The organism is Erwinia sp. ErVv1 (assembly GCF_900068895.1).
Classification (GTDB): domain Bacteria; phylum Pseudomonadota; class Gammaproteobacteria; order Enterobacterales; family Enterobacteriaceae; genus Erwinia.
The window spans coordinates 276,808-291,113 of sequence record NZ_CDPK01000003.1 but is presented as its reverse complement, the minus strand read 5'-3'; the positions used below and the strand labels follow the sequence as shown (position 1 = coordinate 291,113).

The following is a 14,306-nucleotide window of genomic DNA, read 5'->3' as shown; positions in this document are numbered from 1 at the left end:
AGGATAAGCCTGTTCGTTATCTAATATGTTTAATCAATAACTTTTAGTTATAAGGAGAGGCGATGCGCGTTATTACTCTGGCGGGAAGTCCTCGCTATCCCTCACGCTCCACGGCGTTATTGACCCTTTGTCAGCATGCGCTTGAGGAACGCGGCGTGGACGTTATTCCGTGGAATCTGCACAATTTCCCTCCGGAAGATCTGCTTAATGCCCGCTTTGATTCCCCTGCGCTGCTGGCATTTAAGGAAGACCTTGCGGGTGCCGATGGCGTGATCGTTGCCACCCCGGTCTATAAAGCCTCTTTTTCCGGTGCCCTGAAAACCGTTCTCGATCTTCTACCCGAGCGGGCGCTTGAGCATAAAGTGGTTCTGCCGCTGGCAACGGGCGGCACTGTGGCACATATGCTCGCGGTGGATTACGCCCTTAAGCCCGTACTGAGCGCGCTTAAGGCGCAGGAAGTCCTGCACGGCGTGTTCGCCGATGATACGCAGGTGACCCATTACGATCGCCAGCCGGAGCTGTCTCCGGTGCTAGAGGCGCGTATTGCCGAGTCCATTGAAACTTTCTGGCAGGCGCTGTCTCGTCGCCATCAGCCGCTGGCCGTCGCCGTCTGATTAAGGAACCCGATCGTGAAGCTGTTTGCAAAAGTAACGGGTACCTTAATGCTCGTCGGCATAATGTTGCATAGCGCGCTGGCGGCCGACTCCCCTGCCCCTGAAACCTTCCGGATTGGTTATCAGAAAGGGTCGGTCAGTATGGTGCTGACAAAATCGCACCAGCTGCTGGAAAAGCGCTTCCCTGGCACGCACTTCAAATGGGTCGAATTCCCTGCGGGGCCACAAATGCTGGAAGCGCTTAACGTTAACAGTATCGATCTCGGCAGTACCGGCGATATTCCCCCTATTTTTGCCCAGGCTGCCGGGGCCGACCTGCTCTACGTCGGCCAGGAACCCCCTAAGCCCAGGGCTGAAGTGATTCTGGTGGCGAAAAACAGCCCTTATAAAACTGTTGCCGATCTGAAAGGCCATAAAGTAGCGCTACAGAAAGGCTCCAGCTCGCACAATCTGCTGCTCAGGGCGCTGGGAAAAGCCGGCCTGAAATTCAGCGACATTAANGAAAGGCCATAAAGTAGCGCTACAGAAAGGCTCCAGCTCGCACAATCTGCTGCTCAGGGCGCTGGGAAAAGCCGGCCTGAAATTCAGCGACATTAAACCCGTCTGGCTAACGCCCGCCGATGCACGCGCGGCTTTCCAGCAGGGCGATGTCGATGCCTGGGCCATCTGGGATCCCTACTACTCCGCCGCGCTGTTGCAGGGCGGCGTGCGTGTGCTTACCGACGGCAGCCAGCTTAATCAAACCGGTTCGTTCTATCTGACTACGCGTTCATTTACCGAGGCCCACGGCGCGTTTATCAGCCAGGTGCTGGAGACGTTCAGCCAGGCAGATGCGTTGACCCAAAGCGACCGCGATAACAGTATCGCCCTGCTGTCCAGCACCATGGGCCTGCCGAAAGCGGTCATCGCCAGCTATCTGGATCACCGTCCGCCAACGACGATTACCCCCGTCAGCGACAAAACGGAAAAAACGCAGCAGCAGACCGCCGATTTATTCTATGCCAACCATTTAATGCCGGTGAAGGTGGATATTTCCAGCCGCATCTGGCATGCCCCCACCGTGAACTGATTAAGGAGTTACGCGATGAGTCTTTCCGTTTTCTGGTTTCTTCCTACCCACGGTGATGGTCACTATCTGGGCACCGCCGAAGGGGCACGCCCGGTCGATCACGGCTATCTGCAACAGGTTGCGCAGGCTGCGGACAGGCTGGGTTTTGGTGGGGTATTGATCCCTACCGGACGCTCCTGTGAAGATGCCTGGCTGGTCGCGGCATCACTGATCCCGGTCACCCAGCGGCTGCGCTTTCTGGTGGCGCTGCGCCCCGGCGTGATTTCACCCACCCAGGCCGCCCGTCAGGCCGCCACGCTTGACCGTTTATCGAATGGTCGCGCGCTGTTCAACCTGGTCACCGGCGGCGATGCCGACGAGCTGGCCGGTGACGGCGTGTTCCTCGATCATCGTGAGCGCTATGAAGAATCGGCGGAATTTACCCGCATCTGGCGTCGCGTGCTGGAGGGCGAGACGGTGGACTATGAAGGTAAACACGTCAGGGTGCGCGGTGCGCGCCTGATGTTTAAGCCAGTACAGCAGCCGCGTCCTCCACTCTGGTTTGGCGGTTCCTCAGAGCCAGCCCAGGATCTGGCCGCCGAACAGGTCGATGTCTATCTGACCTGGGGCGAGCCCCCCGCGCAGGTCAAAGAGAAGATTGAGCAGGTCCGCGCCAAAGCGGCGGCGCAGGGCCGTAGCGTTAAATTTGGCATTCGCCTGCATGTGATCGTCCGCGAGACGAATGAAGAAGCCTGGCGCGCCGCCGACCGCCTGATCTCCCATCTGGATGATGCCACCATCGCCAGAGCGCAGGCCGCGCTGGCGCGAACGGACTCCGTCGGCCAGCAGCGTATGGCGGCCCTGCACGGAGGGCGCAGGGACAAGCTGGAAATCAGTCCCAACCTCTGGGCCGGCGTTGGACTGGTGCGCGGCGGTGCCGGAACGGCACTGGTGGGGGATGGCGAAACGGTAGCCGCTCGGATGCAGGAGTATGCCGACCTGGGCATTGAAACCTTCATTCTCTCCGGCTATCCGCACCTTGAGGAAGCTTACCGCGTGGGTGAACTGCTGTTCCCCCACCTGGATCTTGAGGTGCCAGAAATTCCCCAGCCCCGGGCCGTCGTCGCTCACGGCGAAGCGGTAGCCCATGATTTTGCCCCACAAAAAGTCTCCCAGAGCTGAGGTAACCATGAACAAGCAGCTTAAGCGTATCAACAATCAGCTTATTCCCTGGGCGCTGCCGATCGCGCTGGTGGTGGTGTGGCAGATTGCCTCACAAACCGGCTGGCTCTCTAACCGAATTTTGCCTTCGCCGGAGGCGATCGTGGTGACCTTCTGGCACCTGACGGTCAGCGGTGAGCTGTGGCAGCACCTGGCCATCAGCAGCTGGCGAGCGGCCGTTGGTTTCGGCATCGGCGGGTCCATCGGGCTGATTCTTGGCCTGATAACCGGCATGTCCCGCCTTGGGGAGCGTCTGCTGGACACCTCAATTCAGATGCTGCGTAACGTTCCGCATCTGGCGCTGATCCCGCTGGTTATCCTCTGGTTCGGCATCGACGAATCGGCCAAAATTTTCCTGGTGGCCCTCGGCACCATGTTCCCCATTTATCTCAACACCTATCACGGCATCCGCAATATTGACCGGGGGCTGGTGGAGATGGCACGCAGCTATGGGCTTTCTGGCTGGAGTCTGTTTATTCAGGTGGTGCTGCCGGGCGCGCTGCCGTCAATTATGGTTGGCGTACGCTTCGCGCTGGGTTTGATGTGGCTGACGCTAATCGTGGCTGAAACCATCTCAGCGAACTCCGGGATTGGCTATCTGGCCATGAACGCCCGTGAGTTTTTACAAACCGATGTGGTGGTGGTCGCCATTATTTTATACGCCCTGCTGGGCAAGCTGGCCGACGTCAGCGCGCTGCTGCTTGAACGCTGGTGGCTGCGCTGGCATCCCGCTTATCAACTGAAGGAGGATTTCGCATGAGTGACGTTAACACCTCTCCCGCGCGTCTTAATGCCGGAACGCCTCTGGCGATTAACGGCGTAAGCAAGCAGTACAATGGTCGTACGGTGCTGAATGACATTAATCTGCATATCCCCTCCGGCCAGTTTGTGGCGGTAGTCGGACGCAGCGGCTGCGGTAAAAGCACCCTGCTGCGCCTGCTGGCCGGACTGGAAAAGACCTCGACCGGCGCACTTTTAGCCGGCAGTGCGCCGCTTAGCCAGGCGAAAGACGACACCCGGCTGATGTTTCAGGATGCGCGCCTGCTGCCGTGGAAAAGCGTAATTGATAACGTCGGGCTGGGCCTTAAAGGGCGCGCCTGGAAAGAGGCGGCGCGGCAGGCGCTGGAGGCTGTGGGCCTCGCAGAGCGCGCAGCAGAGTGGCCTGCGGCACTGTCGGGCGGCCAGAAGCAGCGTGTGGCGCTGGCGCGTGCGCTGATCCACCGTCCCGGTCTGCTGCTGCTGGATGAGCCGCTGGGGGCGCTGGATGCCCTGACGCGCATTGAAATGCAGGACCTGATCGAATCCCTGTGGCAGAAGCACCATTTTACCGTGCTGCTGGTCACCCACGACGTCAGCGAAGCGGTGGCAATGGCAGACCGTGTGCTGCTGATCGAAGAGGGAGAGATTGGGCTGGATTTAACCATCGATCTGCCCCGCCCTCGCCGTAAAGGTTCCGTCAGGCTGGCAGAGCTGGAAGCGAAGGTGCTGGACCGGGTGATGAAGCGCTCGCCTGCCGAAGCAGAAAAGCATTACGCACAGCGATAAAGCGTGCGCATCTTAGATGCCACACCCGGGCAGCAGGACGACAGTCGTGAGGATTAGGATCTTATCCGGTCGCGGGCGGGTCTCACACAGCACCAATCCCTCCTTAAATAAAAAAACCGCCGCTTCCCGGTCAGTCATGCTGACAGGGATGCGGCGGTTTGGCGTTTTTAGTGAATTCCGCCGTCGGCTAGCGCCGACCCTTAGGCATTGAGCGCTTTGGTTATCTTCTCGAAAAGATCGCCTGAGAGCTTCTCCAGCCCCTGTAGCTGTTCCAGCGCCTGGCGCATCAGCGTTTGACGCGACGCATCGTAGCGTTTAAGACGGATCAGCGGCTCAATCATTCTGGAGGCCACCTGCGGATTACGGGTGTTCAGATCGGTTAAAATCTCAACCAGGAACTGATAGCCGCTGCCGTCGGCCGCATGGAACGCCGCCGGATTGCCGGAAGCAAATGCGCCGATCAGCGATCGAATACGGTTTGGATTACTCAGGGTAAAGGATCGATGTCCGAGCAGCGCCTTAACCTGACTCAAGACGTCCGGCGCGGGGCTGGTCGCCTGCAGGGCAAACCACTTATCCATCACCAGGCCATCTTTATGCCAGCGGTTGTCAAAGGCTTCCAGTAGCGCATCCCGGCAGGGCAGCCCGGCTGCCACCGCCGCCGACATAGCAGCCAGCGAGTCAGTCATATTATTCGCCTGCTCAAACTGCGCGGTAACCACTTTTTCCGCCAGCGCCTCGTCGCCAAAGGCCAGATAGCCCAGACAGACGTTTTTCAGCGCGCGCTTCGCCATGTCAGCATGTTCAACCCGATACGTCAGAGTATGGTGCGCGTTATAAATCGCCAGCCATTCGTCAGCCAGTTCGGTTGCCAGCAGGCGCACCAGCGCGGCGCGCACGTCGGAAATTGCCTGTGGATCGATTATCTCGAACAGCTCGGCAATTTCATTCTCGCCCGGCAGCGAGAGGATCAGCGCCATCAGCGCCGGATCGCTGTTCTCTTCCAGCAGCACGGCGCGGAAAGCATCGGCAACGTGGAGCGGCAAAGAGAGCGGCTGGCCCTGCTGATAGCGTGCAACGTTGAGACGAATATAGATTGCCAGCAGGCTCTGTGCCGCATCCCAGCGGGCAAAGTCATTACGTGCGTGACGCATCAGGAAGGTGAGCTGCGCATCGCTCCAGTTATACTCCAGCTTCACCGGCGCAGAGAATTCGCGCAGCAGAGAGGGTACCGGCTGGAAGTAGACTTTATCGAAAACGAACGACTGGAACTCTTCCGTCACGTTCAGTACGTGATGCACCGGATGCCCATTGTGCTGAAGCGGGATCACCCTGCCCTCGGCATCGTACAGTTCGATATCGAGCGGAATATGCAGCGGCAGCTTCTCTTTCTGATCGGCCGTCGGCGGCGTCACCTGGGTGACGTGCAGCGTATACTGCTCCAGTTCAGGGTTGTAGTCATCGCGCACGGTCAGCACCGGCGTGCCGGACTGGCTGTACCAGCGACGGAACTGGGAGAGATCGACGTTGGATGCGTCCTCCAGCGCCTGCACAAATTCATCGCAGGTGGCTGCGCTGCCGTCGTGGCGCTCGAAGTAGAGCTGAATGCCCTTCTGGAAGTTCTCTTCACCCAACAGGGTGTGCAGCATGCGGATCACTTCTGAACCTTTCTCATACACCGTCAGGGTGTAGAAGTTGTTCATTTCGATCACCTGCTCAGGACGGATCGGATGCGCCATCGGACTGGCATCTTCAGCAAACTGGGCGCCACGCATAATGCGTACGTTGTCGATGCGGTTGACCGCACGCGACCCCAGATCGGAACTGAACTCCTGATCGCGGAACACCGTCAGCCCCTCTTTCAGGCTGAGCTGGAACCAGTCGCGGCAGGTGACGCGGTTGCCGGTCCAGTTATGGAAATATTCGTGACCGATCACCGCTTCAATGCCGAGATAGTCTTTATCGGTTGCCGTTTCCGCCTTCGCCAGCACGTATTTGGAGTTAAAGACGTTGAGGCCCTTATTTTCCATCGCACCCATATTAAAGAAATCGACGGCGACGATCATAAAGATATCCAGGTCGTACTCCAGACCGAAACGCTCCTCGTCCCATTTCATGCTGTTTTTGAGCGAGGTCATCGCCCAGTCGGCGCGATCGAGATTACCGCGATCGACAAAGATCTCCAGCGCGACGTCGCGGCCAGAGCGCGTTCTGAAGCTGTCGCGCAGCACATCGAAATCGCCCGCGACCAGCGCAAACAGATAGCAGGGTTTAGGGAAAGGATCTTCCCACTTCATCCAGTGACGCCCGTCTTCCATCTGGCCGCCATCTACGCGGTTACCGTTAGAGAGCAGGAAGGGATAGCGTGTTTGTTCAGCAATGATGGTGGTGGTAAAACGCGCCAGCACGTCCGGCCGGTCAAGGTACCAGGTGATATTGCGAAAGCCTTCGGCCTCGCACTGGGTGCAGAGCGCATCGCCGGATTTGTACAGGCCATCCAGCGCGGTATTTTGATCCGGATGAATGTCGTTGACGATTTTCAGAGTGAATGCGTCGGGAAGCTGGCTGATATACAGCGCATCCGGCTCCTGGCGATAGTGCGGCCAGGGGGTGTCGTCGATCGTCAGCGAAATGAGCGTCAGATTCTCGCCATCAAGACGTAATTCACCTGCCGCCGGATTCAGCCGTTTGATCTGGCTGATGGCGGTGACCTGCGTTGTGCTGGCATCCAGGATAAACGTCAGGTCAATATCGGTGATGGTATAATCGGGTGCACGGTAATCATGGCGATTTTTGGCTTGCGGCAGTTGCGTCATAGGGCGTTCTCACGTCGACAATTAGTTAATCATTTCAAGTCTATTCCTGTTAGCGACATGTTGCCACGTACAATCCTGTCCCGACAGAAATAATGCGCCCTAAATACACATTTCATTAACAAGCGCACAGATTGCCCTCGACCTGAACCGATGATTTATGCTGTGATTAAGTTCAATAAATGAGGATTCACGTTATACTCCTGCGTCTTTACTATTTTGAACCAGGGATAACGCTCTTCGCCAGAGGATGCTGAAACGCACCATGACACGACATGATTCCCCGATATTGACGACGTTGCTTGATACGGATGCCTACAAGCTGCACATGCAACAGGCAGTGTTCCATCGTTACCAGAACGTCCCCGTAGTGGCGGAATTCCGCTGCCGGGGTGACGATTTGCTGGGTATTTATGCCGATGAAATTAGAGAACAAATCGACATGATGCGCACGCTGGCGTTGACCGGCGACGAAGCAAACTATCTGGCAGAGCTGCCTTTTTTCAAAATGGATTATCTCACCTGGCTAAAGCAGTTTCGTTACGATCCCAGCCAGGTACGCGTTCGCAACCATCACGGCAAGCTGGATATCCGCATCAGCGGAAGCTGGCTTGAAGTCATCATGTGGGAAGTCCCCCTGCTGGCGCTGATAAGCGAAGTGGTCCATCGCCACCGATCCCCAGGGGTGCAGACCGCCATGGCGGTTGACCGTCTGAACAGCAAGCTGGCTGATTTCAGCAGGCTGACCGATTCGATGGATATGTCGCGCTTTAAGCTGATGGATTTTGGCACGCGCCGCCGCTTCTCGGGCGACGTGCAGCGCGCGATTGTCAGCACGCTTAAGCAGCACGTCCCCTGGCTGGTCGGCTCCAGCAACTATGATGTTGCGCGCAGTCTGGCGCTACCGCCGGTGGGAACCCAGGCGCATGAATGGTTTCAGGCCCATCAGCAGATTAGTCCGGTGCTGGCAAACAGCCAGCGCGCGGCTCTCCAGGCGTGGCTTGATGAGTACCCTGATAATCTGGGTATCGCACTGACCGACTGCATTACCATGGATGCCTTTTTGCGCGACTTTGGCCAGACGTTTGCTAACCGTTATCAGGGTCTGCGCCATGACTCCGGCGACCCGGTTGAATGGGGTGAAAAAGCGATCGCCCATTATGAAACGCTGGGCATCGATCCGAAAACCAAAACGCTGGTGTTCTCGGATAACCTCGATCTGGCAAAAGCGGTCGATCTCTATGCGCATTTTGGGCAACGGGCAGACGTCATCTTTGGCATCGGCACCCGCCTGACCTGCGACATCCCTCAGGTTAAGCCGCTGAATATTGTTATTAAGCTGGTGGAGTGCAACGGCAAACCGGTCGCTAAGCTCTCCGACAGCCCGGGCAAAACAATTTGTCAGGATAAAGCCTTCGTTCGCGCCCTGCGCAAGGCGTTTGATCTGCCGCTGGTCAAGAAAGCCAGTTAATCCTCGCGTCATTAAGAGAAGAGGTCTCCCCTCTTCTCTTATCCTTCTCTCTTTCGTTAAGAAATCTCCCACCCGATAACGAATTCTTCTTGTGTCTCGCCAGTCGGCAAGTAACATAGCATCACCCCAATTTAGGGTAATAACTTCCCCTTCTGAATAATAGTGAGAGACTTTTATGAGCGTTGTGCCTGTAGCGGATGTACTGCATGGCCGGGTCGCGGTTGACAGTGAAGTCACCGTACGCGGCTGGGTGCGTACAAGAAGAGATTCAAAAGCCGGTATTTCCTTCATTGCCGTGTATGACGGCTCCTGCTTTAATCCCGTCCAGGCTGTCGTCAATAATGCGTTGAATAATTATCAGGATGAAGTCCTGCGCCTGACTACCGGCTGTTCGGTGGCGATCACCGGAAAAGTTGTTGAGTCACCGGGTGAAGGTCAAAGCTTTGAAATCCAGGCCACTGCCGTTGAGGTCGTCGGATGGGTTGACGATCCTGATACCTATCCCATGGCGGCAAAACGTCACAGTATTGAGTATCTGCGCGAAGTCGCCCACCTGCGCCCACGCACCAACCTGATTGGTGCCGTAGCCCGCGTTCGCCATACTCTGGCCCAGGCGCTGCATCGCTTCTTTGATGAGCAGGGCTTTTTCTGGGTTTCCACCCCGCTGATTACCGCGTCTGACACCGAAGGTGCCGGTGAAATGTTCCGCGTATCGACGCTGGACTTTGAAAACCTGCCGCGTACGCCAGAAGGTAAAGTCAATTTCGACGAAGACTTTTTCGGCAAAGAAGCCTTTCTGACCGTCTCCGGTCAGCTTAATGGCGAAACCTACGCCAGTGCGATTTCCAAAATCTATACCTTTGGCCCAACTTTCCGCGCGGAGAACTCCAATACCAGCCGCCACCTGGCCGAGTTTTGGATGCTGGAGCCGGAAGTGGCGTTTGCCGATCTGGAAGATAACGCAGCGCTGGCTGAGGCGATGCTGAAATACGTGTTTAAAGCGGTCCTGAATGAGCGTGCCGATGATATGGCTTTCTTCGCAGAGCGCGTAGACAAAGAAGCCATTTCTCGCCTGGAACAATTTGTAACGACGGATTTTGCTCAGGTCGATTACACCGACGCCATAGAGATTCTCATTGCCTGTGGCGAGAAGTTTGAGAATGCCGTTTCCTGGGGCATTGACCTCTCCTCCGAACATGAACGCTACCTGGCTGAGAAACACTTCAAAGCCCCGGTAGTCGTCAAAAACTATCCTAAAGACATTAAGGCCTTCTACATGCGCCTGAATGATGATGGACGGACCGTTGCGGCTATGGACGTTCTTGCTCCGGGCATTGGTGAAATCATCGGGGGTTCACAGCGTGAAGAGCGGCTGGACGTTCTGGATGCGCGCCTGGCCGAAATGGGACTCAATAAAGAAGATTATTCCTGGTATCGCGATCTGCGTCGCTACGGCACCGTACCGCATTCAGGTTTCGGATTAGGTTTCGAACGTTTAATCGCTTATGTCACTGGCGTACAAAATGTAAGAGATGTTATCGCGTTCCCACGTACGCCGCGCAACGCCAGCTTCTGATTTCAGCATTAAATATAAGAAATTCATATATATAAATAAGGTCAGCCTCGCTGGCCTTTTTTTATTTTTGTAAATCATGAGATGCTTCACAAAGTTCAGTGATTTTTACATCTTGTAATACATATTTTCTAATTGTAACCAGAATACGAGATTAGTAGCATTTTCGGGCTAGATTAACCGCGCTGCGAATGGAAAGATGCGTGCAGACACAGGAAGACACCAAACTCTCTTCGGGGTTCTGTAAAGAATTGTTGACGGCAGTGGCAGGNGTCCAAATAACTCCAATGAGGGTAATAAAAATGATGAAGCGCAACATTCTGGCACTGGTTATCCCGGCACTTTTAGCAGCAGGCGCAGCCAATGCAGCAGAAATTTATAATAAAGACGGCAACAAGCTGGACCTGTACGGTAAAGCGGTTGGTCTGCACTATTTTTCTGATAACGACAGCAATGATGGCGATCAGTCATACGTTCGTTTTGGTTTTAAAGGCGAAACGCAGATCAACGATATGTTGACCGGTTACGGCCAGTGGGAATACAACTTTAACGCCAACAATTCTGAAGGTTCTGATGCGCAGAGCGGTAACAAGACGCGTCTGGGCTTCGCCGGTCTGAAATTCGCTCAGTACGGCTCAATCGATTATGGCCGTAACTACAGCCTGCTGTACGATCCAATGGGCTGGACGGATATGCTGCCAGAATTCGGCGGTGACTCAGCTTATACCGACGAAGGTATCCTGGGTGGCCGTACCACTGGTGTCCTGACCTATCGTAATACTAACTTCTTTGGCCTGGTTGATGGATGGGACTTCGCTCTCCAGTATCAGGGTAAAAACGACCGTGACGATACCCGTCGTTCAAACGGTGATGGCTACGCCATCTCTACCAGCTACACCTCACCAGTGGGTCTGGGCGTGTCCGGTGCCTATGGTTCCTATGACCGTACCAACGCTCAGGCCTCTGGCGTTCGTACTCTGAATGACAGCAGCGGCAATGCGGTACTTGACGCAAATGGCAACGACGTCACCATTAACAATGGTGCAGGCAAGCGCGCTGAAGCATGGGCAACGGCCATCAAGTATGACGCTAACAGCGTTTACCTGGCTGCAATGTACGGTGAAACGCGTAACGCTACGCCGTTTACCAGCTCTCAGGTAACGTTCAGCAACAATCAGACCGGCAGCATCAGTTCTTTTGCTAACAAAGCACAGAACATTGAGCTGGTTGCACAGTACCAGTTCGATTTCGGCCTGCGTCCTTCACTGGGCTACGTTCAGTCTAAAGGCAAAGACATCGGCAACGGTATTGGCGATGCTGACCTGATCAAATACGCTGACGTTGGTGCGACTTACTACTTCAACAAAAACATGTCTACCTACGTTGACTATCAGATCAACCTGCTGAAAGACAACAACCCTCTGGGTCTGAACACCGATGACACCGTAGCAGTAGGCCTGGTTTACCAGTTCTAATTGCTCTGCGGGATGGCCTGCTCATCTCCGCGCTGTCATTAAATGGGGCTTCGGCCCCATTTTTATTTGTTCCGCAAGACAGAAGAATTGGCGCTCGCGCTCCATATCATACCGCTTCAATTAAATACAACACGTCCCGCCCATCGCCCGATATCTGTCAGCCTAACGTGAAAAGCGAGCAATTTATTATCCACTGGTGCTGACATGAATAAATTTACTTCCCCTGTTTTCCCCCGCAAACGGTTGGCATTTTGTGCCCTCAGGCGGTAATCTGGATGCACACTTCGTTTCAGATGACGCTAACGGAATTTGACTATGTTTGAACGCATTGCAGCAGCACCCGCCGACCCCATCCTTGGTTTAGCCGATCTTTTTCGCGCCGACGATCGTCCAAATAAGATCAATCTCGGCATTGGCGTCTATAAAGACGAAACCGGTAATACGCCCGTGCTGACCAGCGTAAAAAAAGCTGAGCAGCACCTGCTGGAAAACGAAAAGACTAAAAACTATCTGAGCATTGATGGACTGGCCGATTTTGCCCGCTGCACTCAGGCGCTACTTTTCGGCGAAGAAAGTACGGTCATCAGCAGCCAGCGCGCGCGTACCGCGCAGACACCCGGTGGCACCGGTGCGCTTCGCGTAGCAGCCGATTTTATTTCGACCCAGACTGGCGCAAAGCGTATCTGGATCAGCAATCCAAGCTGGCCGAATCATAAAAATGTTTTCGAGGCTGCTGGTCTGGAGGTCTGCGAATATCAGTATTACGATGCGGCCACACATTCGCTCGATTTCGACGGTATGCTAAGCACTCTGCGTGGCGCAAAAGCGGGTGATATCGTACTTTTCCACGGCTGCTGTCATAACCCTACCGGCGTTGATCCTTCAGCCGAACAGTGGGCAACACTGGCTGAAGCTTCCCAGGCCAGCGGCTGGCTGCCCCTGTTTGACTTCGCCTATCAGGGCTTTGCCCGTGGTCTGGAGGAAGATGCTGAAGGCCTGCGTATTTTCGCTGCCAGCCATCAGGAGCTGTTGGTCGCCAGCTCATATTCGAAGAATTTTGGCCTGTATAATGAGCGCGTCGGGGCGCTGACCCTTGTCGCCAGCGACGCCGCCGTTGCCACTACCGCTTTTAGCCAGGTTAAATATACTATCCGGGCTAACTATTCTAACCCGCCAGCACACGGCGCAGCGGTGGTAGCCACCATTCTGAGCAATAAGGCGCTGCGTGCCATCTGGGAGCAGGAGCTGACCGATATGCGCCAGCGTATCCACCGTATGCGCCAGCTGTTTGTGAATACGCTGCAGGAGAAAGGCGCGAAAGGCGATTTCCGCTTTATCATCAGCCAGAACGGTATGTTTTCATTCAGCGGCCTGAGTAAAGATCAGGTGATTCGCCTGCGCGAGGAGTTTGGCGTTTATGCGGTTAATTCCGGCCGCGTTAACGTTGCGGGGATGACGCCGGATAATATGTCACCGCTTTGCGAAGCCATCGTGGCGGTTCTTTAAGGGCATTACGGTACGCGGCAAAGGCTGGGGGTGTCGCCTGCAGGTGGGGCCCGGTGCGGCAAAGGCTGGGGTGTCGCCAACGGGTGGGGGTGTCGCCAACGGGTGGGGGTGTCGCCAACGGGTGGGGGTGTCGCCAACGGGTGGGGGTGTCGCCAACGGGNCCAACGGGTGGGGGTGTCGCCAACGGGTGGGGGTGTCGCCAACGGGTGGGGGTGTCGCCAACGGGTGGGGGTGTCGCCAACGGGTGGGGCCCGGTGCCTGGCGGTCCTCGCGCCGCGCGTGGCGCGGTTCCTTCGTTCCGCTCGTCGACCTTTCGGACCGGGCATGACGGGACATCCCTGTCCCGGCATGCCCTTGTGCCAGCATCCCTGCTGGCCCATCCGGGTNGCTCGTCGACCTTTCGGACCGGGCATGACGGGACATCCCTGTCCCGGCATGCCCTTGTGCCAGCATCCCTGCTGGCCCATCCGGGTCTTACTCTCTTCACTCAGCGCTGCGGATTGCCTGTCACCGGGCCCCACCCGCCTGCTCCTTTTGCCTAAACTGGCTGCGGGTAACGGCAGTTTCAGGGGTTACAGGAGATCATTCGCCTGTGGTTCAAACAAACATAACTATACAAGTAAGACAACTTCCGTGCTAAAGGCTTAGAGCCGTCGCCTGCGGACGGTGTCCGGTGCGACAAAGATTGGGGCACCACTCACCTGCTCCTTCGCATTGTACTGGTTGAGAGCAACAGCGGTTTAGGGTGTTACAGGGAACCCTTCAGCAGGTTAGAAAAAGAATAGGACCAGGCAAACAAGAAAGCCGGTTTGCTTAAAATCGGCTCAAAAGCCTACGCGTTAGTACGGCCTAACTGGAAGTGGTTAAGATATCTGTAGACATTTGAACGTGTACACCAAAAGCGACTCAGTAGCCTGCGGAAAGTCATACGGTTTCAAACAAAGCGGCTCAGAAGCCTGAGAGGTGGATAATCCCTGCGGGTGACGGGCAATCCGCAGCGCTGCGGCGAAGACGGAGGGCCAGGCGAGGGCAGCAGGGAT

At 55.9% G+C, this 14,306-nt stretch carries 9 protein-coding genes and 1 pseudogene; 9 read left to right on the top strand and 1 reads right to left on the bottom strand.

All coding sequences use genetic code 11. The features are described from left to right. The first annotated feature begins 62 nt into the window (after positions 1 to 62). The 5 genes and pseudogenes from ssuE to ssuB all read left to right on the top strand — a co-directional run bounded on the left by ssuE (position 63) and on the right by ssuB (position 4,428). Complete coding sequence (ssuE, locus tag A1830_RS05525) at positions 63 to 614, top strand: NADPH-dependent FMN reductase (RefSeq protein ID WP_067702916.1); 552 nt, start codon at positions 63 to 65, stop codon at positions 612 to 614. Between the two features lie 48 nt (positions 615 to 662). Beyond that, positions 663 to 1,683 (top strand): annotated as a pseudogene (locus A1830_RS05520) (sulfonate ABC transporter substrate-binding protein). Between the two features lie 15 nt (positions 1,684 to 1,698). Then, on the top strand, positions 1,699 to 2,844 hold the full coding sequence (gene ssuD, locus A1830_RS05515; protein WP_067702913.1) for an FMNH2-dependent alkanesulfonate monooxygenase: 1,146 nt from the start codon (positions 1,699 to 1,701) through the stop codon (positions 2,842 to 2,844). 7 nt (positions 2,845 to 2,851) lie between these two features. Beyond that, positions 2,852 to 3,643 carry an aliphatic sulfonate ABC transporter permease SsuC gene (gene ssuC / locus A1830_RS05510; protein WP_067702910.1) on the top strand — a complete coding sequence of 264 codons (792 nt, stop codon included), beginning with the start codon at positions 2,852 to 2,854 and terminating at the stop codon, positions 3,641 to 3,643. Then, positions 3,640 to 4,428, top strand: coding sequence for an aliphatic sulfonates ABC transporter ATP-binding protein (gene ssuB, locus A1830_RS05505; protein WP_067702906.1), 789 nt, complete (start codon positions 3,640 to 3,642; stop codon positions 4,426 to 4,428). Before ssuC ends, ssuB begins: the two co-directional genes overlap by 4 nt. A gap of 200 nt (positions 4,429 to 4,628) precedes the next feature. On the opposite strand, the gene pepN is transcribed toward ssuB, so the two are convergent. Continuing rightward, complete coding sequence (gene pepN / locus A1830_RS05500; protein ID WP_067702903.1) at positions 4,629 to 7,244, bottom strand: aminopeptidase N; 2,616 nt, start codon at positions 7,242 to 7,244, stop codon at positions 4,629 to 4,631. 247 nt (positions 7,245 to 7,491) lie between these two features. Here pepN and pncB point away from each other — a divergent pair, with 247 nt between their 5' ends. From pncB to A1830_RS05480, 4 genes are all read left to right on the top strand, one after another. Beyond that, complete coding sequence (gene pncB, locus A1830_RS05495) at positions 7,492 to 8,712, top strand: nicotinate phosphoribosyltransferase (protein ID WP_067702900.1); 1,221 nt, start codon at positions 7,492 to 7,494, stop codon at positions 8,710 to 8,712. Between the two features lie 175 nt (positions 8,713 to 8,887). Beyond that, positions 8,888 to 10,288, top strand: a complete 1,401-nt coding sequence (asnS, locus tag A1830_RS05490; protein ID WP_067702890.1) for an asparagine--tRNA ligase — start codon at positions 8,888 to 8,890, stop codon at positions 10,286 to 10,288. A gap of 299 nt (positions 10,289 to 10,587) precedes the next feature. Further along, complete coding sequence (locus A1830_RS05485) at positions 10,588 to 11,760, top strand: porin (protein ID WP_067702887.1); 1,173 nt, start codon at positions 10,588 to 10,590, stop codon at positions 11,758 to 11,760. Between the two features lie 315 nt (positions 11,761 to 12,075). Beyond that, a complete protein-coding gene (locus tag A1830_RS05480) occupies positions 12,076 to 13,266 on the top strand; it encodes an amino acid aminotransferase (protein ID WP_067702884.1) in 1,191 nt (396 codons plus the stop codon). The last annotated feature ends 1,040 nt before the right edge of the window (positions 13,267 to 14,306 follow it).

What these genes read in the sequence shown, in the direction of transcription:
- ssuE (WP_067702916.1), top strand. Translation starts at nt 63, where the DNA reads ATGCGCGTTATTACTCTGGCGGGAAGTCCTCGCTATCCCTCACGCTCC.
- ssuD (WP_067702913.1), top strand. Translation starts at nt 1,699, where the DNA reads ATGAGTCTTTCCGTTTTCTGGTTTCTTCCTACCCACGGTGATGGTCAC.
- ssuC (WP_067702910.1), top strand. Translation starts at nt 2,852, where the DNA reads ATGAACAAGCAGCTTAAGCGTATCAACAATCAGCTTATTCCCTGGGCG.
- ssuB (WP_067702906.1), top strand. Translation starts at nt 3,640, where the DNA reads ATGAGTGACGTTAACACCTCTCCCGCGCGTCTTAATGCCGGAACGCCT.
- pepN (WP_067702903.1), bottom strand. Translation starts at nt 7,244, where the DNA reads ATGACGCAACTGCCGCAAGCCAAAAATCGCCATGATTACCGTGCACCC.
- pncB (WP_067702900.1), top strand. Translation starts at nt 7,492, where the DNA reads ATGCTGAAACGCACCATGACACGACATGATTCCCCGATATTGACGACG.
- asnS (WP_067702890.1), top strand. Translation starts at nt 8,888, where the DNA reads ATGAGCGTTGTGCCTGTAGCGGATGTACTGCATGGCCGGGTCGCGGTT.
- A1830_RS05485 (WP_067702887.1), top strand. Translation starts at nt 10,588, where the DNA reads ATGATGAAGCGCAACATTCTGGCACTGGTTATCCCGGCACTTTTAGCA.
- A1830_RS05480 (WP_067702884.1), top strand. Translation starts at nt 12,076, where the DNA reads ATGTTTGAACGCATTGCAGCAGCACCCGCCGACCCCATCCTTGGTTTA.